The 22,790-nt window shown below is 71.3% G+C and carries 16 protein-coding genes; 6 read left to right on the top strand and 10 right to left on the bottom strand.

Annotated elements, in window-relative coordinates:
* Positions 1-131: 131 nt before the first annotated feature.
* The 4 genes from ACIBLC_RS03240 to ACIBLC_RS03225 all read right to left on the bottom strand — a co-directional run bounded on the left by ACIBLC_RS03240 (position 132) and on the right by ACIBLC_RS03225 (position 6,087).
* Positions 132-2,420 (bottom strand): FdhF/YdeP family oxidoreductase, encoded by a 2,289-nt coding sequence (locus ACIBLC_RS03240; protein WP_399208893.1) that lies wholly within the window; start codon positions 2,418-2,420, stop codon positions 132-134.
* Positions 2,421-2,629: 209 nt separating this feature from the next.
* Positions 2,630-3,859, bottom strand: a complete 1,230-nt coding sequence (frc, locus tag ACIBLC_RS03235) for a formyl-CoA transferase (RefSeq protein ID WP_399208892.1) — start codon at positions 3,857-3,859, stop codon at positions 2,630-2,632.
* 195 nt (positions 3,860-4,054) lie between these two features.
* Entirely contained in the window at positions 4,055-4,756 is a 702-nt protein-coding gene (locus ACIBLC_RS03230) for a response regulator (protein WP_399208891.1), read from the bottom strand.
* Complete coding sequence (locus ACIBLC_RS03225) at positions 4,741-6,087, bottom strand: sensor histidine kinase (RefSeq protein WP_399208890.1); 1,347 nt, start codon at positions 6,085-6,087, stop codon at positions 4,741-4,743. The genes ACIBLC_RS03230 and ACIBLC_RS03225 overlap by 16 nt, the downstream gene beginning before the upstream one ends.
* Positions 6,088-6,302: 215 nt before the next feature.
* Between ACIBLC_RS03225 and ACIBLC_RS03220 the strand changes: the two genes are divergently transcribed.
* From ACIBLC_RS03220 to ACIBLC_RS03210, 3 genes are all read left to right on the top strand, one after another.
* Entirely contained in the window at positions 6,303-6,995 is a 693-nt protein-coding gene (locus ACIBLC_RS03220; protein WP_399208889.1) for an ABC transporter ATP-binding protein, read from the top strand.
* Complete coding sequence (locus tag ACIBLC_RS03215) at positions 6,992-9,373, top strand: ABC transporter permease (protein ID WP_399208887.1); 2,382 nt, start codon at positions 6,992-6,994, stop codon at positions 9,371-9,373. The genes ACIBLC_RS03220 and ACIBLC_RS03215 overlap by 4 nt, the downstream gene beginning before the upstream one ends.
* A 68-nt stretch (positions 9,374-9,441) precedes the next feature.
* On the top strand, positions 9,442-9,759 hold the full coding sequence (locus ACIBLC_RS03210; protein ID WP_399208886.1) for a hypothetical protein: 318 nt from the start codon (positions 9,442-9,444) through the stop codon (positions 9,757-9,759).
* A gap of 120 nt (positions 9,760-9,879) precedes the next feature.
* On the opposite strand, the gene ACIBLC_RS03205 is transcribed toward ACIBLC_RS03210, so the two are convergent.
* Genes ACIBLC_RS03205 through ACIBLC_RS03190 form a run of 4 tightly spaced genes read right to left on the bottom strand, consistent with a single transcriptional unit; the run spans position 9,880 to position 15,397 of the window.
* Positions 9,880-12,252, bottom strand: coding sequence for a bifunctional salicylyl-CoA 5-hydroxylase/oxidoreductase (locus tag ACIBLC_RS03205; protein WP_399208885.1), 2,373 nt, complete (start codon positions 12,250-12,252; stop codon positions 9,880-9,882).
* A 13-nt stretch (positions 12,253-12,265) separates the two neighbouring features.
* On the bottom strand, positions 12,266-13,951 hold the full coding sequence (locus ACIBLC_RS03200) for an AMP-binding protein (RefSeq protein WP_399208884.1): 1,686 nt from the start codon (positions 13,949-13,951) through the stop codon (positions 12,266-12,268).
* A gap of 43 nt (positions 13,952-13,994) precedes the next feature.
* A complete protein-coding gene (locus tag ACIBLC_RS03195; RefSeq protein ID WP_399208883.1) occupies positions 13,995-14,897 on the bottom strand; it encodes an acyl-CoA thioesterase in 903 nt (300 codons plus the stop codon).
* 17 nt (positions 14,898-14,914) lie between these two features.
* Positions 14,915-15,397, bottom strand: a complete 483-nt coding sequence (locus ACIBLC_RS03190) for a cupin domain-containing protein (protein WP_399208882.1) — start codon at positions 15,395-15,397, stop codon at positions 14,915-14,917.
* Positions 15,398-15,613: 216 nt separating this feature from the next.
* Between ACIBLC_RS03190 and ACIBLC_RS03185 the strand changes: the two genes are divergently transcribed.
* Positions 15,614-16,036, top strand: coding sequence for a RidA family protein (locus ACIBLC_RS03185; protein ID WP_399208881.1), 423 nt, complete (start codon positions 15,614-15,616; stop codon positions 16,034-16,036).
* An 80-nt stretch (positions 16,037-16,116) separates the two neighbouring features.
* On the opposite strand, the gene ACIBLC_RS03180 is transcribed toward ACIBLC_RS03185, so the two are convergent.
* Positions 16,117-16,971, bottom strand: a complete 855-nt coding sequence (locus ACIBLC_RS03180) for a PaaX family transcriptional regulator C-terminal domain-containing protein (RefSeq protein WP_399208880.1) — start codon at positions 16,969-16,971, stop codon at positions 16,117-16,119.
* Between the two features lie 163 nt (positions 16,972-17,134).
* On the opposite strand from ACIBLC_RS03180, the gene ACIBLC_RS03175 reads away from it, so the two are divergent.
* A complete protein-coding gene (locus ACIBLC_RS03175) occupies positions 17,135-18,502 on the top strand; it encodes an SWIM zinc finger family protein (RefSeq protein ID WP_399209272.1) in 1,368 nt (455 codons plus the stop codon).
* Positions 18,499-21,156: a DUF6493 family protein gene (locus ACIBLC_RS03170; protein ID WP_399208879.1), complete on the top strand. Its 2,658-nt coding sequence runs from the start codon at positions 18,499-18,501 to the stop codon at positions 21,154-21,156. The genes ACIBLC_RS03175 and ACIBLC_RS03170 overlap by 4 nt, the downstream gene beginning before the upstream one ends.
* A gap of 301 nt (positions 21,157-21,457) precedes the next feature.
* Here ACIBLC_RS03170 and ACIBLC_RS03165 read toward each other — a convergent pair whose 3' ends face one another.
* A complete protein-coding gene (locus ACIBLC_RS03165) occupies positions 21,458-22,288 on the bottom strand; it encodes a DUF429 domain-containing protein (protein WP_399208878.1) in 831 nt (276 codons plus the stop codon).
* Positions 22,289-22,790 lie beyond the last annotated feature (502 nt).

Below are 22,790 nucleotides of genomic sequence, written 5' to 3'. Positions count from 1 at the left end.
TCCGGTCGAGCGCCTGAGAAAGAGGATCCGCGTACAGGTCCGGACCCGACGCCGGTCTCAGATCTGCATACGGTATGAAGTCGACAGTATTCGCAATCGCGCAACCCCTTGTCCAGAGGTCGTGCGAGGGTTCAGGCGACCGCCACGGGCTCCAGCCGTACGACGACCCCCTTCGACGTGGGGGTGTTGCTGATGTCGGCCACGCTGTCCAGGGGCACCAGCACGTTGGTCTCGGGGTAGTAGGCCGCGGCCGAACCCGGGGTCGTCGGATACGCGACCACCCGGAACTTCTCCGCACGGCGTTCCACCCCGTCGTGCCACACGCTCACCAGGTCCACCTCACTGCGGTCTGCGAGCCCGAGCGCCTCCAGGTCGGCGGGGTTGACGAGGACCACCCGGCGGCCGTTGTGGATGCCCCGGTAACGGTCGTTCATGGCGTACGGGACGGTGTTCCACTGGTCGTGCGAGCGCAGCGTCTGGAGCAGCAGATGGCCCGCGGGTGCGCTCAGCATCTCGAAGTCGTTGCAGGTGAAGACGGCTTTGCCGCTCGTGGTGGGGAACACGCCCTGGTTCACCGGGTTGGGCAGCCGGAAGCCGCCGGGCCGGTCGACCCGGGCGTTGAAGTCGTCGAAGCCGGGGACGATCCGGGAGATCCGGTCGCGTATAGCGCCGTAGTCCGCCTCGAACTTCTCCCAGGGGATGGCCGGTCGGTCGCCCAGGGTGCGCCGGGCCAGCCGCGAGATGATCGCCACCTCGCTGAGCAGGTGCGGTGAGGCCGGGTGCAGTCGGCCCCGGGAGGCGTGCACCTCGCTCATGGAGTCCTCGACGGTGATGAACTGCTCGACGCCCGCCTGGATGTCCCGGTCGCTGCGGCCCAGCGTGGGCAGGATCAGCGCGGTCTCGCCGCAGACGGTGTGCGAGCGGTTGAGCTTGGTGGAGATCTGGACGGTGAGGGCGCAGCGCCGCATCGCCCGCTCGGTGACGTCGCTGTCGGGCGTGGCCCGGATGAAGTTGCCCGCGACGCCGACGAAGACCTTGGCCTGGCCGTCGCGCATGGCCCGGATGGCGTTGACCGAGTCCAGGCCGTGCGCGGCGGGCGGGGTGAAGGCGAACTCGCGCTCCAGCGCGTCCAGGAAGCTCTGCGGCATGCGTTCCCAGATGCCCATGGTCCGGTCGCCCTGCACGTTGCTGTGGCCGCGCACGGGGCAGACACCGGCTCCGGGCCTGCCGATGTTGCCGCGCAGCAGGAGGAAGTTGACGACCTCACGGATGGTGGGGACGGCGTGCTTCTGCTGGGTGAGTCCCATCGCCCAGCAGACGATGATGTTCTCCGCGCCGAGGACCCGCTCGCCCACCTCCTCGATCTCCTCGCGGGTGAGCCCGGTGGCTTCGAGGATGTCGTCCCAGTTCGCCTTGCGGGCCTGCGCGGCGAAGGCCTCGAACCCGGTCGTGGACACGTCGATGAACCCGTGGTCCAGGACCTTTCCCGGCGCGGCTTCCTCCGCCTCCAGGATCAGCAGGTTGAGCGCCTGGAAGAGGGCGAGGTCGCCGCCGGGGCGGATCTGGAGGAACTGGTCGGCTATCGCAGTGCCGCGGCCGACGATTCCGCGGGCCTTCTGCGGGTGCTTGAACCGCATCAGACCGGCCTCGGGAAGCGGGTTCACGGCGACGATGTGGCCGCCGTTGAGCTTGGTCTCCTCCAGCGCGGAGAGCATCCGCGGGTGATTGGTCCCCGGGTTCTGGCCCACCACGAAGACGAGGTCGGAGTGGTGGATGTCGTCCAGGCTCACGCTGCCCTTGCCGATACCAAGGGTCTCGCCCAGCGCGGAACCGCTGGACTCGTGACACATGTTGCTGCAGTCGGGCAGGTTGTTCGTGCCGTACGCCCGGGCGAAGAGCTGGAGGAGGAACGCGGCCTCGTTGTTGAGCCGGCCCGAGGTGTAGAAGAGGGCTTCGTCGGGTGAGGCGAGCCCGCGCAGCTCCTCGGCGAGCAGACCGAGCGCGTCGTCCCAGCCGATCGGCACGTAGTGGTCGGAGCCGGGCCGCTTGACCATGGGTTCGGTCAGCCGGCCCTGCTGGTTGAGCCAGTAGTCGGACTTGCGGCCCAGCTCGGACACCGGGTGTTCCCGGAAGAAGTCGGCGGTGACCCGGCGCGAGGTCGCCTCGTCGTTTATGTGCTTGGCGCCGTTCTCGCAGTACTCGTTCTTGGCCCGGTGGCCCGCCGCGGGTTCCGGCCAGGCGCAGCCGGGGCAGTCGAAGCCCTTGGGCTGGTTGATGTTCAGCAGGGTCAGCGCGGTGCGCCGGACCGAGGTCTGGCCCAGCGAGTACTGGATCGCGTGGGTGACGGCGGGCAGTCCGGTCGCCCAGGTCTTGGGCGGGGTGACCTCGAGACGGTCTTCCGGGTCCTCGATGATGCTCATGCTCTCGCCTGTGCCTCTCTGCCGCTCCCGCGCGCACGACGGATCCGGCGCCGCGACGGGCACCGGACTCCCGCTGCGGATCAGCTTCGGCCAGGCCGAGAGAAGTAGTCAAAGAGAGAACGACTTCTACGTGATAAACGCCGCCTATCAAGCCGGCGAAACACCCTTTGACCTGCTCCGACGGCGGTCGTCGGGCAGGTGGGAGTCGGTCAGATCACACCCTGCGCCCTGAGCAGCGGCAGCTCTTCGCGGGAGAGACCGAGTTCGCGGAGGTAGATCTCCTCGTTGTGCTCGCCGAGCAGCGGGGACCGCTCCACCTCGACCGGGGAGTCGGACAGTTTCAGCGGGCTGCCGACCGTGACGTACGTGCCGCGTTCGGGGTGCTCGACCTCGACGACGATCTCGTTGGCGGCGAGCGAGGGGTCCTCGATGATCTCCTTGGTGGACAGGACGGGGCCGCAGGGAATGTGGTGGGCGTTGAGCGCCTCGAGCACCAGCATCTTGGGCAGCGTGCGGGTCCACTCCTCGATGAGCTGGAACATCTTCGCGAGCTTGGGCAGCCGGGCCTCGGGGGTGGCCCACTCGGGGTCCTCCGCGAGTTCGGGCCGGCCGATGAGTTCGCTGATCGGCTTCCAGCCGACGGGCTGCACGATCACGTACACGTAGTCGTTCGGGCCACCGGGCGCGCACCGGACCGCCCAGCCCGGCTGACCGCCGCCGGACGCGTTGCCCGAGCGCGGCACCTCGTCGCCGAAGGCCTCGTTCGGGAACTCCGCGAGCGGGCCGTGCGCGAGCCGCTGCTGGTCGCGCAGCTTCACCCGGCAGAGGTTGAGCACGGCGTGCTGCATCGCGACGTTGACCCGCTGGCCGCGGCCGGTGCGGGTGCGCTGGAAGAGGGCGGCGAGAATCCCCGCCACGGCGTGCATACCGGTACCGGAGTCACCGATCTGCGCGCCGGTCGCCATCGGCGGGCCGTCCTCGAACCCGGTGGTCGACATCGATCCGCCCATGGCCTGGGCGACGACCTCGTACGCCTTGTAGTTGGTGTACGGGCCCTCGCCGAAGCCCTTGATGGAGGCGTAGACGATGCGCGGGTTGAGCTCGCGGACGCGGTCCCAGCTGAAGCCCATGCGGTCGATCGCGCCCGGTCCGAAGTTCTCGACCATGACGTCGGAGGTCCGGATCAGCTCGGCGAGGATCTCCTTGCCGCGTTCGGTCTTGGTGTTGAGGGTGATGCTGCGTTTGTTGCTGTTGAGCATCGTGAAGTAGAGCGAGTCGACGTCGGGGAGGTCGCGCAGTTGCCTGCGGGTGATGTCACCGGTCGGCGCCTCCAGCTTGACCACGTCGGCGCCGAGCCACGCGAGGATCTGCGTCGCGGACGGGCCGGACTGCACGTGCGTCATGTCCAGGACGCGCACGCCCTCTAGAGCCTTCGTCATGTTCGCCGCCTCACTTGTACGTCGTCACTCGGCCGGCGTCACCAGGCCGTCGTCACTTGCGTGTGGTCCGGCCCGGAATGCCGGAGCGGACATCCATACTGTAGATTGCATACCGTATGGAGTTACTTCATGGTTGCGGCATGAGCGAGGGATGTCCAGAGGGCGCGGAGAAGATGACCGCGGGGCGACGCCGTGTCAGCCGGTCTCCGCCGGGCCTCCGGGCGCGATCAGCCCGGTCTCGTAGGCGAGGACGACGGCCTGCACGCGATCGCGCAGGTTCAACTTCGACAGAATGCGGCCGACGTGGGTCTTGACCGTCGTCGGGCTGAGGAACAGCCGGTCCGCGAGCTCGGCGTTGCTGAGGCCCGTCGCCAGCAGCCGGAGCACTTCCAGTTCACGCGGGGTCAGACCGGTGAGGTCGCGGTGGACGGCGGCCGCCCGGTGCTCCTCTCGGTGCGCGAAGCGTTCGATCAGCCGACGGGTGATCGCGGGCGCGAGCAGGGCGTCGCCGGACTGCACCAGGCGTACGGCGGCCACCAGATGCTCGGGAGTGACGTCCTTGAGCAGAAAACCGCTGGCCCCCGCGGTGAGCGCCGCGTACACGTAGTGGTCGAGGTCGTAGGTCGTGAGGATGATGACCCGCGTCTCCCCCGGCCCCTCGCCGCCGAGGATCCGCCGGGTCGCCTCGATGCCGTCCATCCTCGGCATCCGGATGTCCATGAGGACGACGTCGGGCCGGGTGCGCCGGACGGCGGCGACCGCCTCGTCCCCGTCGGCCGCCTCGGCCGTCACCTCGATGCCGTCGGCGGCGAGGATCATCCCGAAACCCGTGCGCACCAGGGCCTGGTCGTCCGCGATGACGGCGCGCAGCGGCGGCCGGTTCACGCGGTCCGCCACGGGACGCGAGCCGTGACGCGGAATCCGCCGGCGGGGGTCGGCCCGGCCGTGAGCTCACCGTCGTACACCGCGAGGCGCTCGCGCAGCCCGATCAGCCCGCGGCCGTTGCCGTCCCCCGACGGGGAGTCGGTGCCGGTGCCCGTGCCCGTGCGCGGGGCGTCGTAGGCCGCGCCGTTGTCCATGACCTCGATCTCCAGGCAGCCGTCGGAGTGACCGAGCGTGACGAAGGCATCGGCGCCGGGCGCGTGTCTGATCGTGTTGGTCAGCGCCTCCTGCACCACGCGGTACGCCGTCAGCTCCACCCCCGGCGGCAGCGGGTCCGGAGGCAGTGACACCGCGACGCCGACCGGGGTCCCGGCCGCCCGTACCCGCTCGATCAGGGCGTCGAGCTGTCCGAGGCCGGGCTGCGGCTCCAGACCGTCGGCGGGGGTGTCGGCGCGGCCGGTGTCCGGGGAGGCCAACAGGCCCATCACATGCCGGAGTTCGGCCATCGCGGCGCGGCCCCCCGCCTCCACCGCCAGCAGCGCTTCCTTCGACCGCTCCGGCGCCGTGTCCATCACCTTGCGTGCCGCCCCCGCCTGGATCACCATCACGCTCACATTGTGGGTGACGACGTCGTGCAACTCGGCGGCGATCCGGGCGCGTTCCTCCTCGACGGCCCGGCGCATGGCCTCCTCCTGCGCCGTCTGCAACCGCGTGAACCGGTCCCGGCTGGCCGCCAGCCGTCCCCGCGACAGGCGGACGAGGCCGGCCAGCACGCCGGAGACCAGCAGCACGACCCCGGGACTCGACCAGCCCGGGAACATGGGCTCCGCCTCCCGGAAGGCCAGCCCGGCCAGAACCGCGGCGACGACCAGGCCGGCCAGCGCTCCCGCCCGGTAACGGCTGTACGTGACCGCGCTGTAGGCGCCGATGACGATGGTGAGCACATTGATCCAGGAGGCGTCGTCACCGATGGCCAGTGCCGCGCCGAGCACCACCGCGAACACGGCGAGCGGATACCTGCGCATGGCCGCCAGCGGCAGCGCCGACAGGACGACCAGGGGCCAGGGCACGGCCGGGACCTCCTCGTGCCCGAACCGCTCACCGGGACCGGGCGGCATCGGCGGGACCGGTACTCCCATTCCGTACTGGGACTTCGGGACGATGCGCACCGGCCCGTCGCCGGGATAGCGCGACGCCACGATCAGCGCCACCACGGTCAGTACGACCGCCAGCACCAGGTCCGCGCGCACCGCCCGGCGCGACAGCGAGGCCGGCCTCGCGTCCGGCCGCAGCGCGTCGCGCAGGTGCTGCCGCCAACCCCGCCGGTCCCGCGTCTCCGTCCCCATCCGCACATTGTGTGCGGCTCCCGTCCGGGCCGCGTCCGCCTTCGCGACCAAGTCGCTGTCCCGGAGGCGTACTTCGCAGGGATGACCCCGTGGCCGGGTCCTCCGCGGGGAGGGCCGTATGTCGGTGCCGCGGCCGACGCGACCCGACCGCACCCGCCTCTACGTTCGCTGGGCCCGGCAAAGCCACTTCACGAACCCAGGGACGGACGACTCCCATGACCCAGGTGATCCAACTGGAGAGCGTGGCCAAGCGCTACGACAGCTCCGGCACGCCCGCACTCGGACCGCTCACGCTCTCCGTCGCCAAGGGCGAGGCCCTCGCTGTGACGGGCCCCTCCGGCAGCGGCAAGTCCACGCTGCTGAACCTCGTCGCGGGCCTGGACAAGGCGACCGAGGGAACGGTGTCCGTGGCCGGCCGGCGGCTCGACGGCCTGAGCGAGCACGTGCTGGCCCGCTTCCGGCGCGAGCAGATCGGCATGGTGTTCCAGTTCTTCAACCTGCTCGACGACCTCACCGTCTCCGACAACATCCAGCTCCCGGCCCAACTGGCGGGCACCGCACGGCGCAAGACGGCTGAGCGCGCCGACGAGCTCATGGAGGCGCTGGGCATCCGCAAGCACGCCCGCGCCTACCCGGGCCGGCTCTCCGGCGGTGAGCGCCAACGGGTCGCGGTGGCAAGGGCGTTGGTGAACCGGCCCGCGTTGCTGCTCGCCGACGAGCCGACCGGGGCGCTCGACTCCGCGTCGGGCCAGGACGTACGGGAGTTGCTGGTGGACCTGCACCGCGGCGGGCAGACCATCGTGCTGGTCACGCACGATCCGGCGCTGGCGCAGGCATGCGCGAGCCGCACGATTCACCTCGTCGACGGTCATCTCGCCCTCGACAGCCAGGCGGAGGCGGTCCGATGAGCTCCTTCGGCACCGGTGCGCTCGGCCGGGTCGTACGGGCCGGGGTGGGCCGGCGACGCGTGCAGACCGTCGTGATCGCCATCGCCACGATGATGGCCGTGGCCTCCGCGGTCGTGGCCGGATCGCTCATGGTCGCCTCGAACGCGCCCTTCGACCACGCGTTCGCGAAGCAGCACGGCGCGCATCTCACCGCGGAGTTCGACCCCGACAAGGTGACCACGGCACAACTCGAGGCCACCGGGCGGCTGGACGGCGTCACCGCGAGCGCGGGGCCGTATCCGTCCACGGTGATCAAAGGGGCGGACTCGCAGGGCAGGGGGACGCCCGCGCTGACCCTCGTGGGCCGGTCGGGACCGGGGGCGGACGTGGACGACCTGGACCTCAAGTCCGGCCGGTGGGCGGCGAAGCCGGGCGAGGTCGTCCTGTCCGCGACGTACGCCGGACCCGCCTTCGAACTGGGCTCCACGCTGAAGACCTCGGACGCCGAGGACGCCCGGACCCTCACCGTCGTCGGCCTCGCCGTGTCGGCGAGCAGGACCGCCGACGCGTGGGCGACCCCCGCGCAGGTCAGGGCGCTGGCGACGAAGGACACCCCGGTCACGAGTCAGATGCTGTACCGCTTCGACTCCGCCGGATCGAAGAAACAGATCGCCGACGGCCGCAGGACGCTCACCGGCGCCGTGCCGGCCGGGGCGCTGCTCGGCAGTACGTCCTATCTGGACACCAAGCGGGCAGCCGACCAGGGTGCCGCCGCGACCATCCCCTTCCTCGTCGCCTTCGGCGCCCTCGGCATCGTCATGTCGGTGATCATCGTCGGCAGTGTGGTCAGCGGGGCGGTCGGGACCAGCCTGCGCAGGATCGGCATCCTCAAGGCCATCGGCTTCACGCCGCGCGAGGTGGTGCGCGCGTACATCGCCCAGGCGCTGGTCCCGGCGGTGGTGGGCATCGCGCTCGGGGTCGTACTCGGAAACCTGCTGGCCGTGCCGCTGCTCGAGGACACCGAACAGGCGTACGGCAGCGCTTCGTTGACGGTGGCCTGGTGGGTGGACGTCGTGGTGCCGGCCGCCGCGCTGTTCGTCGTCGGCGTCTCGGCGCTCGTCCCGGCGCTGCGGGCCGGAAGACTGCGTACGGTCGAGGCCATCGCGGTCGGCCGGGCCCCGCGCACCGGACGCGGTCAGTGGGCGCACCGGGCGGCGGGGCGGCTGCCGTTGCCGCGGGCGGTGACCTACGGCCTGGCGAGTCCGTTCGCCCATCCGGTCCGTACCCTCGCGATGCTGCTCGCGGTGGCCTTCGGCACGGTCGCGGCGACGTTCGCGGTGGGGCTGACCGCGTCCCTGAACGCGGTGGGCAGCGCGGCCGATCCCGAGGAGAGCGCCGCGGTGACCGTGATCAGCGGCGGGCCGCACGTCGGTCCCGGCGGCCCAGTGGAAGGTGGCCCCGTGGAAGGCGGGGCCGAGACTCCGGCCGCCGACCCGGCGAAGGTCCGCGCCGCCATCGAGGACCAAAAGGACACCGCCTCGTACTACGGCCTGGCCCAGGGCGAGGTCACCGTGGCCGGGGTCTCCGGCACGGTCCGGGCCAGCTTCTACGAGGGTGATCTGGGGGCCGGCGGCTACGAGATGATCTCCGGGCACTGGATCAGCGGTGCGGGCCAGGTCGTGGTGCCCACGGGGTTCCTGGAGCGGACCGGCACCGAGATCGGTGACACGGTGCGGGTGACCTACCTGAAGGACACCGAGACCCTGCGGATCGTCGGCGAGGCCTTCGACACCTCGGACGACGGTCTGCATCTCCACGCGGACCTCGCGAACTTCGAGGCGGCCGTGCCCGACTCCTTCCTCATCGAGGTGAAGCCCGGCGTCTCCCCCGCCCGGTACGCCGAGCAACTCGGCTCGGTGCTCCGCCCGTTGGGTGCCGACGCCATCGCCAACTCCCCCTCGGAGGGCGAGAACATGATCCTCATCCTGAACGCGATGGCCGTACTCCTCACCCTCATGCTGGTCTCCGTCGCCGGCCTCGGCGTCCTCAACTCCGCCGTCCTGGACACCCGCGAGCGCGTCCACGACCTCGGTGTCTGCAAGGCCCTCGGCATGTCACCCCGCCAGACCGTGAGCCTCGTCCTCGCCTCGGTCGCCGGCATCGGCGTACTCGGCGGGCTGATCGGAGTCCCGCTCGGCTACGCCCTGCACGGCTACGTCCTGCCGGTGATGGGCCACTCCGCCGGCACCAACCTGCCCCCTTCCATCCTCGACGTCTACGAACCCTGGCAACTCCTCCTCCTGGGCCTCGCCGGAATCACCATCGCCCTGCTGGGCGCCCTCCTCCCGGCGGGCTGGGCGGCCAGGACACGTACGGCGACGGCGCTGCGCACGGAGTAGCGGCTGGCGCGGCGGGAACGGCCGGATCCAGGATTGCTCCCGGCTCGGCGCAGGTGTGAGCTGGGGGCATGGCCGAGGTCTCCGAGCGGGTGCGGCGTCGTGTCCGGGCCGACTACCCCGGCCGGGCGGAAGCGGTGATCGGCCACCTGGCTCGCCTGACCCATGAGATCTTCGCCGGTGAGGCCCCGGAGACCTTGACCACCGAGCGTTTCCACGCGGCTGTTCTGATCATCGCTCGGACAGATCGGCGCGGCTTCGACCGGGCGCTGGCGCTCGGCCGCACGGACTGGCGGGACCTGCTGGTCGGCGCCGGTCTGGGCGACGAGGGGTGGGAGGCGATCCTGGACGCCGAGTTGGGTCCGGCCTCCCCGCCCGCGGCCGAGTAACACCCCACCGGAACAGTTCGGTGACCCCGGAACGCCTCCTCCAGCCACCGGGCTCCGCGGTCACCGACCACCTTGGCGTCGATGTGCGGCGGCGCCGGCACCGCGCGGTTCGCGTCAGACCTAAGCCGTTTCGCGCGGTGGTGTCCAGCGCAGGTGAACGTTCCGGTCGGACTCGTCGGCCCGCAGCAGCGACAGCCGGGGCCGTACGGCGTCGGTGCGCGAAGTCGGCGGTTTGCGGCGCCCGGCGCCGAACTGCACCGGCCACGGCGCCGCCGCGCCCCGGTACTCCTGCTCGGCCGCCGCGTGCAGGGTCCAGTGCGGGTCGTAGAGGTGGGTGCGGCCGAGGGCGCACAGGTCGGCGCGGCCCGCCAGCAGGATCGAGTTCACGTCGTCGTAGGAGGCGATGGCGCCGACCGCGATGACCGCCGTACCGGTGGCGGCGGCGACCTCGTGGCGGATCCGGTCCGCGAACGGCGTCTGGTAGGAACGGCCGTACGCGGGGCGCTCGTCGCCGGTCACCTGGCCCGAGGAGACGTCGATGGCGTCCGCCCCGTGGGCGATGAAGGCGCGGGCGATCTCGACGGCGTCGTGCTCGGTGTTGCCGTCGGGCACCCAGTCGGTCGCCGAGACGCGCACGATCACCGGCCGCCCGGCAGGCCAGGCCGCGCGCACGGCGTCGAACACCTCCAGGGGGAACCGGAGCCGGTTCTCGAGCGGTCCGCCGTACTCGTCGGTGCGGTGGTTGGCCACCGGCGACAGGAACGAGGACAACAAGTAGCCGTGCGCGCAGTGCAGTTCGAGCAGATCGAAGCCCGCCTCGGCGCCGCGCCGCGCCGCTGCGACGAAGTCCGCCACGATCCGGTCCAGGTCGGCGCGGGTGACCTCACGCGGAACGGCCGATCCGGCGCCGTACGGCAGCGGTGAGGGCGCGGTGACCTCCCAGTTCCCGTCCGGCAGCGGCTCGTCCATGCCCTCCCACATCAGCCGGGTGGAACCCTTCCGGCCCGCGTGGCCGAGCTGGAGGCCGATGCGCGCGCTGCTCCGCTCGTGGACGAAGGACACGATCCTCGCCCAGGAGTCGCGCTGTTCGTCGGTCCACAGACCCGCGCAGCCGGGGGTGATCCGGCCCTCGGGTGAGGGGCAGACCATCTCCGTCATCACCAGTCCGGCGCCGCCCATGGCCTTGGAGCCGAGATGGACGAGATGGAAGTCGCCGGGCACGCCGTCCACGGCCGAGTACATGTCCATCGGGGAGACGATCACCCGGTTCCGCAGCTCCAACTCCCCCAGTCTGAAGGGCTGGAACATCGCCGGCACGTCACCCGCACCGTCGAGCCCCTGGGCCGCGGCGAAGGCCTCGTCGACACGGCCGGCGAACTCCTCGTCCCGGGCGCGGAGGTTGTCGTACGTGATGCGTCGCGACCGGGTGAGCAGGTTGAAGCAGAACTGGGTCGGCTCCTGGTGGACGTACATGCCGATGTTCTCGAACCACTCCAGCGAGGCCTGCGCCGCCCGCTGGGTGGACTCGACGACGGGCCGCCGCTCCGTCTCATAGGCGGTCAACGCCGCCTCCACGGAGGGGTGTTCGTGCAGGCAGGCGGCGAGGGCGAGGGAGTCCTCCATCGCCAGCTTGGTCCCCGAACCGATCGAGAAGTGCGCGGTGTGCGCGGCGTCGCCGACGAGGACGAGGTTGCCGTGGTGCCACCGTTCGTTGCGTACGGTGGTGAAGTTGAGCCATTTCGAGTTGTTGGCGAAGACGCGGTGGCCGCCGAGCTCCTCGGCGAAGAGTTCACGGACGCGGTCGACGGCCCGCTCGTCGGATACCCCGGGCCCGAACTCGACGGCCTCGGTGGCGTCGAAGCCGGCACGGCGCCAGACGTCCTCGCGCATCTCGACGATGAAGGTCGAGCCGGTGTCGGAGTAGGGGTAGCCGTGGACCTGCATGGCCCCCCACTCCGTCTGTTTGACGAAGAACTGGAAGGCCTCGAAGACGCGGTCCGTGCCGAGCCACATGTACTTGTTGTGGCGTCGGTCAAGGGTGGGCCGGAAGACCTCCGAATGGGCCGCCCGGACAAGGGAGTTGGCGCCGTCGGCGCCGACGACCAGGTCGTGGGAGCCGGTCAGGCCGTCCGGGGCCGGGGTCCGGAAGTGCACGGTGACCCCGAGTTCGCGGCAGCGCCCTTGGAGCAGCCGGAGCAGTTCCTTGCGGCTCATGGCGGCGAAGCCCTGGCCGCCCACGGTGTGGCTCTCGCCGCCGAAGTGGATGTCGATGTCGGTCCAGCGGGCGAACCGCCGCGCCATGGCGTCGGCGAACTCGGTGTCGGCGTTCCCGATGCCGCCGAGCGTCTCGTCGGAGAAGACCACACCGAAGCCGAAGGTGTCGTCGGGTGCGTTGCGCTCCCAGACGGTGATGTCGTGGGCCGGGTCGAGCTGTTTCATCAGAGCGGCGAGATAGAGGCCGCCCGGGCCACCGCCGACGATCGCGATCTTCAAGGGGTTGTTCCTCTCACTGCTCACCGGCGGGTACGGCAGACCCGGCGGCCTGCTCGGCCTCGACGATCGCGCGGAGTGCGAAGCGCTGGAGCTTGCCGCTGGTGTTGCGCGGCAGGGAGTCGCGGAACCGCACGTCGCGTGGGTACTTGTAGGGAGCCAGGATCTTTTTGACGTGGTCCTGGATCTCCTTGGCCTTGGCCGCATCGCCCGTCACGCCGTCGCGGAGCACGACGAAGGCGCACACCACCGAGCCGCGCTCGGCGTCGGGCCGCCCCACGACGGCGGACTCCAGCACGTCGGGGTGGGTGTCGACGGCGGCCTCGACCTCGGGTCCGCCGATGTTGTAGCCCGAGGAGACGATCATGCTGTCGCTGCGGGCCCGGTAGAAGAAGTAGCCGTCCTCGTCCCGGTGGAAGACGTCACCGGTGACGTTCCAGCCGTTCACGACGTAGTCCCGCTGCCGCTCGTCGCCGAGGTAACGGCAGCCGACCGGGCCGATGACTCCCAGCAACCCCGGTTCACCGGGGCCGAGTTCGGTGCCGTCGGGGCCGAGGACGGCCGCGCGGTAGCCCGGTACCGGCTTCCCGGTGGCACCGGGCCTGATGTCGTCACCGGCGGCCGAGATGAAGATGTGCAGCAGCTCGGTGGCGCCGATGCCGTCGATGACCCTGAGTCCGATGCCGTCGCGCAGCCGCTCCCAGGTGTCCTGGGCGATGTGCTCGCCGGCCGACACCCCGGCGCGCAGCCCGGCGAGCCGCTGTTCCTGGCCTTCTCGCACGATCGCCTTGTACGCGGTGGGCGCCGTCGCGAGCACGGTGACACCCTCCCGCCGCACTGTCTCCGCGAGTTGCGAGGGGGTGACGGTCTCGGTCAGCAGGGCGCAGGCGCCGGCCCGCAGCGGGAAGACGACAAGCATGCCGAGGCCGAAGGTGAAGGCGAAGGGGGCGGTGCAGGCGACTAGGTCGTCCGGGACGAGCTTCAGCGTGTGCCGGCCGAAGGTGTTGTCGATGGACAGGATGTCGCGGTGGAAGTGCATGGTGATCTTGGGGGAACCGGTGCTGCCGGAGGTCGGCCCGAGGAGCGCCACGTCGTCCGCGGCAGTCTCCACGTCGGTGAAGTCGCCCGACTTGGACGCGGCCCGGACAAGGAGATCCCCGGGGCCGACGCCGCCGTACTCGACCACCGTCAGCGACCGCAGCGTGGTGTCGCGGACAGTGTGGGCCTCCTCGGCGAACCGGTGGTCCACCAGCGCTATCGAGGGCTGGGTCCGCTCGACGACCGGGGCTATCTCGCGGGCCCGCAGTGCGGCCATGGTGGTCACGACGACACCACCGGCCTTCAGGACGCCGAGCCAACACGCCACCGCCCATGGGTTGTTGGGCGCCCGCAGCATGACCCGCTGCCCGGGGACCAGCGCGAGGTCCTCGGCCAGCACCTGGGCGACCTGGTTGGCCCGGGTGCGGAGTTGGCCGTACGTCCACATCTCCCCGGCCGGTGTTCGCAGCGCCGGGCGGTCGGCCCCGTGGACCGACACGGGGACGTCGATGAGCTCGGTGGCCGCGTTGAGCCGGTCCGGGTAGTGGAGTTCGGGCGTGGTGAACTCGATCGTCGGCCACAGGCGCGCGGGCGGCAGGTGGTCGCGGGCGAAGGTGTCCTGGTGCGCTGACGTCGAAAGGGGCAACGGAGCCGAAGGAGACAACGGAGGAGTCCTTCCGGGGTGCCCGCCGAGGGAGGACGGCGGGTCAGGCGGTGCGGATCATGCCCTCCTGGACCACGGTGGCCAGGTGACGGTGATCGCGCGTGAAGAAACGGCCCGTGCCCAGTCCGCGGCCCGCGTCCGCGGCCGCCGCTTCCTGGACGTAGAGGAGCCAGTCGCCCACCGGTCCCGGACGGTGGAACCACATGGCGTGGTCGAGGCTGGCGGTGACGAGTCCGGGCCTGGCCCAGGGCAGGTCGAGCACCCGCAGGACGGGTTCGAGGATCGTGTAGTCGCACACGTACGCGAGGGCGGCGAGGTCCCGCTGCGCGTCGGTCAGCCCCTCGACGGACCGCAGCGGGTCGAACGGCTTCAGCCAGACCGCCTGGTGCGGCATCTGCTTGCCCTCGACGGTGAGGTAGACGGGGCCGGGCACATGCCGCATGTCGAAGCCGCGGCCGCCCGACCAGTACGCCTTCGACTCCGCGGTCATCGTGCCGCCCTCGCGCTCCGCGAGGTACTCCGCCGAGCCGGGCAGGTCCTCGGGGCCGGCGACGACCTCGGTGAGTCGCGTCTCGAAGGTGCCGCCGGGCTCGCCCGCGGCGAAGTTGGCCAGGCAGACGTACAGCGGTTTGCCGTTCTGGTAGCCGCGGACCTGCCGGGTGCTGTATCCCCGGCCGTCGCGCAGCACCTCCACCTCGTACCGCACGCTCGCCCCGATGTCGGCGGGGCGCAGGAAGTAACTGTGCGTCGAGTGCAGTGTCTTGCCGTCGGTCACCGACCGCATCGCCGCGGCGAGGGCGGCGGCGACCAGATCGCCGCCGTACGCCTTGGGCCACGGGCACGGCTGGGTGACTGCGGTGAAGGCGAGGTCGAAGTGCTCGGGCTCGGCGGGCGTCAGCGTGACGGCGGCGGTGAAGACGGCGGAGGTCGGGGATGCGTCGGTCACCTTGTGGGCCCCTGTCGTCATCGGTCGAGCCAGTCGCGCAGGTCGGTGTCGGCGACGTCGGGGAGGTTCACGACGATGTTCTCCGGGGTCCGGGTCGTCATCCACGTGAGCGGTTTCGTGCGCGAGAGGTTGCACTCGACGTGCGGCATGAAGGGCGGTACGAAGACCCAGTCGCCCTCCGACATGTCGACGTAGTCCTCGAACTTCTCGCCGAAGTAGATGCGCGCCCTGCCCGACAGGACGTAGCCGCCGGTCTCGGCCTCGCCGTGGTGATGGGTGACCGAGCGGTAGCCGGGGTCGTTGCTGACCTTGCCGAACCAGAGTCTGGTGGCCGGGGTGTGCTGGATGCTCACGCCCGAGATCCGGACCGCTCCACCGGAGTCCGCGGTGCCTCCGTCCTCCCGGCCGCCGCGTGTCACGACGGGGGCGACGAGACCGCTGGGCAGTCTGTACATCGAGTTGTCGCCTTCGAGGCGGTACTTGCTGAGGTCGGGCTCCACGGGTCGGCTCCGTTTCGGTGGTCGTGGGACGGGCCGCGGCGGCGCCGGTACCGGTGCCACGGAGTCAGCGGGACCGAGCGAGCCATGTCTCGTATTTTTCACCGTCGTCATTTATTGTCAATACGCATTGCCGGACGGATCGGATCCCGGTCGGATCTCCCGGCCGATACATCCGGTCGGATTCCGGTCCGAGCTCCCCTCTGGAGGGACCTCCGCATGACGTCACCCGTCTCCGTGAACCCCGCATCCCTCGCGGCCCCCCGCGGCTACTCACACGGAACCCTCGCGGGAAACACGCTCCACCTCGGCGGACAGACCGCACTCGACGCCGGCATGAAGATCGTGCCGGGCGGCATCGTGGAGCAGTTCCGCCAGGCGTTCGGCAACCTGCTGACCACACTCCGCGAGGTGGGGGGCGAGCCGGCGGACCTGGTCAGCGTGACCATCTACCTGACCGACATCCCCGACTACCAGGCCCACGGCAAGGAGATCGGCGAGGTCTGGCGCGAACTCGCCGGCCCCGTCTACCCGGCCATGGCCGGCATCGGCTGCACGGCCCTGTGGCAGCCCGAGGCTTTGATCGAGATCCTCGGCGTGGCGGTGATCCCCGAGGAGCGGCTCCGGGTGCCGCGGGGGTGAGGGGTGGGGGCTGCCCCGGTACGCGGGGGCACGGTACGCGGGGCTCGGGGGTCGAGGGCTCGTGCGAGCCGGTTCGGCTGCTATCGCGTCCCGTGGATGACCGCCAGGGCGTGCTCGCGCGCCGGCCCGCCCAGCGCCGAGTTCAGCTCGTGGAACATCGCACCCGCGGTCACGCCGTACCAGCGCGGCGGCAGCAGTGACAGCGGGAGTCCCGGGTCGCGGTAGGGCAGCCGCCGCCACTGGGTGAGCATCGGGACGTACGTCCTGAACGCCTCCAGCGGAGTCGTCCCGTCCGCCGAGGTCCGGTCGAGGACGGGGCGGTAACGTCGCAGGAAGTCCGCGTACAGGGCGGTGAGTTCGTCCAGGTCCCACCACACGCGGACCTTCGACCGCAGGTCCCCGAAGGCGAAGTGGTCGCCGGTGAAGATGTCCACGTACGCGGTCAGCCCGCGGCGCTCCAGGGTCCGCCGGGTCTCCCCCGCCAGGTTCCCGGGCGCCACCCACACGCCGGGCGCGGCGGTGCCGAAGCCCAGCCGGGTCAGGCTCGTCCGCAGTGCGTGCCGCTTCTCGCGCTCGGACTCCGGCACCGAGAACACGACCACGAGCCAGCCGTCCTCCTCGACCGCGCGGGCCCGCTCGAAGATCCGTACATCACCCTCGGCGAGCACTTCCAAGGTCGGATCCGCCAAGGAGTAGCCTGCCGCGCTCGCGTGGCGTTCGCTGCGCAGCACCCCGCGACGCTTCAGCCGGGACACCGCGGACCGTACGGCCTGTCCCTCCGTCCCGAGGTCCGCCATGAGCCGCACCACCGACGCGACGGAGAGCCAGTTGTGCTCGCCGCGCGCGTACAGGCCGAAGACCGTGACGATCAACTGGCCGAGGCGGGTGTCGCCACCGCCGGCGGCGACAGAGGACGACCGAAGATCCGCTGTCATGCCTGCACCATAGCCACCACTCCTCGTGGCCGGACGCGCCGCGGGCACCCGTGGTGCTACTGACCGACGCGGTCGATTGCCCAAGTCCGCGTCAGATTGGGCAACTTGGCGTCTCCGACGCCCTGTCACCGCTCGCCCGTACGGTGTCCACGTGACCTCACAGATACAGTCCTACGCCTACTTACATCCGTCGGCGGTGCACGATTCCACCACCGGGCCGCGCACGCTCGCGCTGGAGACCTCCGGCGGCGCCACACCGGCCGGCGAGGCGGCCAACCCCCGGTTCTTCGACGGCTTCCTGACAGCGCCGGTCGCCGCGGCGACGGCACTGCTCGCGGTCGCCGACGTGGCGGCCACCCGCTACTACCAGCCGGCCGCGCCGGCCTCGCTGGACCCGGTGGTGACGGCCGACGGCGACCGGCTGCGGATGGAGTCCTTCTCCGGCTGCTGCGGCGTCTACGCGCGCCTCGACGTGCTCGCGCCCGGTCTCGACGGCGACGACGTCGGCCACGGCACGACCAACGTCGACATCAACTCCCCCCTCAGACGGGCGCTCGCCACGCTCGGCGGGCTCGATCCGCTCCGACTGGCGGTCGGGCCCGACGAGTTGGAGGTCACCACCTTCGACGGCCGGTTCGTGGAGAAGCAAGTACCGCTGCCGGACCGCTGGTTGCGCGGATTCGCCGAGGCACAGGTACTGGCGGCGGGTTTCGTCCCGCGCGCCGAGGTACCGGCAACGGAGGCCGCCGCCTTCCTGCGGACGCTGCCACGGCCCACCCGCCGGTCGAGTGCCCGTACGACGCGCTGGGTGGTGCCGACGGGCCGCGCCCTGCGTCCGGCGAGCAGGCCGGTGCCGGGCTCCGTGTGTCTGCCGGGACCCGAGCGGCTGCTGGCGCTCCAGCAGGTGCTACGGCACGCGACGACCCTGCGGGTCCACGGCCCGGCTGACGCGGAGGGGCAGCCCGCGGCCGTCGCGTGGGAGGTCGAACTCCCCGGCATGAGGCTGACGTTGATGCTCTCCCAGGACGCCTCGCGCGGGTTCTCCGGCGAGGGTGGTGTGCTCTTCGACCTCGCCACCGGGTCTGCGGCGGAGGACGCGGACCTGGTCTCCGCGCTGCTGGCGTGGGAGCCGAGGATCGACGTGGCCGAGCTGTCCCGGCAGGCCGGGGTGTCTCCCGAGCGGGTGCGCGCCGCGCTGACGGTGCTGGGGACGTCGGGCCAGATCGGCTACGACCTCGCGGAGGAGACGTACTTCCACCGGCATCTGCCCTTCTCCGCGGGTGCCGCGGAGGCACGCAACCCCCGGTTGCGCGGAGCGCGGGCGCTGGTCGCGGCCGGGGCGGTCCGGCTGGACGGGGCGCTGGCCTCGGTCGGCGAGGGCGACCACGCGCATGTGGTCCGCGCAGACGACAGGGGACAGCTCGGTTGCACCTGCCTGTGGTGGGCGAAGTACCGAGGAGGACGCGGACCGTGCAAGCACGTGCTCGCGGTGCGCATGGTCCGGGACGCGGCGACGGAGGCGGCACGATGAGACTGGTCGAACTGGTGAAGGCCGGCGATCCCGCCGAAGTGGTGCGGGGCCTACAGTCCCTGACACCGGATCAGCGTGCGTCACAGGCGGACGAGTTGGACGCGTACCGCACCTCGGTGACCGACTGGCGCGGAGTCACCGCGGAGCAGCATGCCGCCAGGCTGGCCGCCGAACTGGGGTGCCGGGTCACCCCCGAGGCCGCTGAGGCCTGGCTCCTGGAACACCCGTACTTCAAGCTCGGCACCTGGACGGTGCACGTCCTGAGCCTGTACCCCGGCGCTTGGCGGGAAGAGCTGGCGGTGCGGCTCGGCGCGCGGGCGACGGCCTCGTCCCAGGTGTTCATGATCGCCGAACACCTCGTCCGTGACACCGGCCAGCCGGTGCCGGCCTCCGACAAGTTCGTGTTCGCGTGGCTGATCGACCGCGTCAACAACCCCGCCCGGCCACCCCACATGCTGGGTGGCGCACCGGGCGCCGACCTCCTGGAGCGGCTGCGCGCCGACGACTTCACCCCGACGCTGCTCCCGTTGGCCGTGGCGCGACCAGGGCGCCTGGTCCTCGGCCGGAAGGAAACGCTGGAAGCGCTCATCGGCCTCACCGCCGAAGGCGCCGCCGACCGTGCCGAGCTGATCCGTGGCCTCTTCGCGGACATGGCCGACGACCCGCCGTGGGGAAGCCACGCCGCGGAGGCACTGACGTCGCTGAGTCTCACACCGGCCGAACACACCGCGATGGCCGGCGAGCGCGCCGTACTCGCCGAGCCGCTCCTCGAGCGTCTGCTCCAGGACGGCACGCGCATGGAGACGGCGCCGTTCCTCGCGTTCCTGGGCGCCCTGGCTTCGACCCCGGCCGAGAACGCGCGCGCGGTCAGGGACTATCTGGCGCTCCTCGACCGGTCGTTGCCGGTGGCCGCCTACGCCCAGGACGTGCTGTTCGGAGTGGACGAGGCGGGGCTGCTGGAGGCCGGCCCACGCACCGAGATGTGCGAGCGCGTGCTGCTCCGCCCGGAGAAGAAGCTGGTCCGCGCCCAGCTCACCTGGCTCGACCGTGCGATCCGGCGGGACCCGTCGCGCGCGGGCCGGACCCTGCTCGACGTGACCACGGCCTTCGAACACCGGGACATGGCGCTGCAGGAGCGCGCTCTCGCCGTGGTCGCCCGGCACCTCAAGTCCGCCGACGACTCGGTGCTGCCCGAGCTGAGGACGGCCGCCGAAGGGCTCAGCCCTGGACTCGCCGCGCGTGCGGCCGAGTTGCTCGGCGTCCCGCGGGAGACCGTCACCGAGCCGTACGCGGACGTGCTGCCCGGCGTACCCGAGCCCGTCCCGGTGCCGGGCCCCATCGCGACGCCGGCCGAGGTCGCCCAGGAGGTCGCGGCCGTCGTCGCGAACGACCAGGACGTGGTGGCGTTCGAGCGGGCCCTGGACGGCCTGGTCCGGCACTCCCACCTCGACCGGACCGCACTGGCCCAGGCGCTGCAGCCGGTCATGCGCCGGGCGCCGGGGGAGGTCTCCGACTGGGTGCAGGCCGATCTCTACGACGTGGCGAGCGTGGTGCGGGGCGACGAGCCGAGAAGACGGGCCGTCCTGATGCACCGGGCCGTCCAGGTCCACCCGAGCCGCAGCTACTCGCTGGCCGGATCGATGCTCGCGGCCCGCCTGACCGAGGCGATGGATGTCATCGAGTCCGGCACACAGCCGTTCCTGCTGGCCGTGCCGACCCTCAACACCGGTGCCCTGGACGCCGCCGTGCTGGTGGACCGGGTCGCGGCACTCGACGCACTCGGCGTCACCCCCGCGCCGGTCGACCTGGCGCAGGCCCTGCTGCGCGTCACTCCGACACCGGACCGGCAGGTACTGCGCGCGGCCGAGGCGCTCGCCTCCGAGACCGGGCAGCGGCTGGCACGCTGGCTGCGCGCGGGCGGCCTGCCGCACCAGGAGTCGGAGCCGACGGGCTGGCCCCACTGCAAGCCGCCGAAGCCGGCATCACAGGGGTGGTGGACCCCCGTGCGCCTCGGAGTGGTCACCGATCCCCCGCTGCCGCCGGCCGCCGCCGCGTTGATCGGCCCGTACGTCGGCAACAACGGCCTGGGCGACCCGATCGCCCCCTTCTGGATCGCTCAACTTCCGCACCACCGCGAGGAGATGATGGCGCGCGACTACTTCGAGCCGCGCATGTCACAACGGGGGTGGCCCCGTGTCCTGCCGTTCGTCGCCGAGTCTGGGGGCCCGGCGGGCTACTCGGTGCATCTGGCGGTGGCGTTCGGGTTGATCTGGCAACTGGACACCGACGCGGTGGTGGACGCGCTGCTGGTACTCGCCGCACGGGGGCAGTTGGACCCACGACTGCTCGGACGTCAGGTGGAGGCCCTGCTGAACGACGGCTGGCCCAACGCCGGCCGAGTGAGTGACTCCCTGCGCGCCGCGGCCGAGACCGGCGCCCACGCCACCGTGTGGTCCGTACTCAAGGCCGCCCTGCCCGGCCTGCTGCGCGACACCCCGGTCCGGGGTACGGCGCTGCTGCTCGCCCTCGCCGTCGAGTGCGCCTCGCGCTGCGCGGCCAAGGGGGAGATACCCGAGGTCACGGCGATGGCCGGGCGCAGCGGATCGAACCAGGTGGTGAAGAACGCCAAGTTGCTTCGCGACACGCTGCGTTGAGCCGGCCCTTCCTCGATCGCGACGGTGCGGGCGCGAGGCCGAGGTCCCGACGCCGAGGGCCCTACAGTGAGCCCGGCACTGAGGGCGCAAGGCTGAGAGCTCGACGCCGAGAGCGTGACAGCGAGGCCCGACGCTGAGGGCGCGTCTGCTCATCCGGCGGTGACGGTCCCGCCTCCTCGGAGGCGGGACCGTCACCGCCCGGGGCCGGACCCTCACCACCCCAGCCGGGACTGCCACCGCCCGGAGCCGGACCCTCACCACCCCAGGCGGGGCTGCCACCGCCCGGGCCCGACTGCCGCCGCTACGGCCGCACCCGTCGCTGCTCGGGCCGGGCGGGCGCGATGATGGTGGGAGCGCGCACCCCCGGTGCGAGACCGTCCGCTCCGAGTACCTGGCAGCGCTCGAGCCCGTGCCGCGACCACAGCGACGCCGTCCACGCGCAGAGCAGGGCATCGAGAAGATCCTCCCGGTGCTTGTAGTCGGCGGCGGCCTGAGGCGACGGCTCGTCAAGCAGTCGGCGGGACACCGCGTGGGAGGCAAGCAGGAGGGGCGGGTCCGTGGTGGCCAGGCCCGCCATCCGTTCGATCAGCCGGTCGCACTCCCGCGCCCGGACCTCCCGCCACTGTGCCGTCGGCACGCGCACCGGCCGCCGCTTGTACGTCGGGCGTTCCTGGTCATAACCCAACTCGCGGGCTCCGACCAGGGTCGTGTACGGATAGCACTCGGACATGACCAGCCCGCCCGCCGGCGGACCGCCCCTGCCGTCGTCATAGACCCAGCCGGACTCTTCCAGCCGCTCTCGCAGAAGCACACCGGCAAGGCGCGGAGAGTTCTGATTGGTGCTGTTCGCGCTCACCTTCCAACGGCCGTACCTCTGACCGACCTCCCGCTCGCACGAACGTTGTCCGGCCGGATTGTCCACAATCAGTGGTGCGTCGACAAAAGCCAGTGCCGATCCGTCAACAGCCGTCCTGGCAAGCCATGCCATCGTCTCTTCGATTCCACGGGTCCAGCCGCAATCGACCACCACACCACGACGGTCGATGGCGGCCACACCGGTCTCGTTCGGTTTCGTACGAGTTCCGCTGTGCGCCCAGGCGAGGTCGACGCCGATGAACCGCTCTGTCTCCATGTGTCGGTGATACCAGAGGGAATCGCTCCTTGACGCCACAGATTCCGCTCATTCTCATCGAGTGATTCCCTGGGATTCCTCTGTGAGTTTACTGAGAATGCCACCCGGTCGCTCGACGCGCCCTGTCCGGCCGCGCTCGGGCCCACTCCATCCCACCCAGCCCCGACAGGCCCCCTGGGCGGCCGAACCCACGCGGGGCCCGAGGGTGTCACACCCAGTGGATTGATCGATAGGCCGCATCTCGCCACGTACAGCCATGTCCTGGACACATCGCACTCCGCCCGGCGACGGCTGCGACCTCGGGGTCTCGACCGGATCCGAACACCGGGCCGGGGCACCGGCGTTCACGGAAGGCGACCGACGGCGAAGGGCCCGGCACCCGCGACGGTGCCGAACCGTGGCGGCACTCCGGGGCCGGGCCTCGGGGCGGGCGGGCGTTGAGCCCGCACCGAATTCAGATCGACAAATTGACACCCTCGCCAACAGTCGCCGCCCGTCGCGG

It is taken from the genome of Streptomyces sp. NPDC050535, from assembly GCF_044457665.1.
GTDB lineage: Bacteria > Actinomycetota > Actinomycetes > Streptomycetales > Streptomycetaceae > Streptomyces.
The sequence above is the reverse complement of the archived record's forward strand: the minus strand, read 5'-3'. Positions and strand labels throughout refer to the sequence as shown.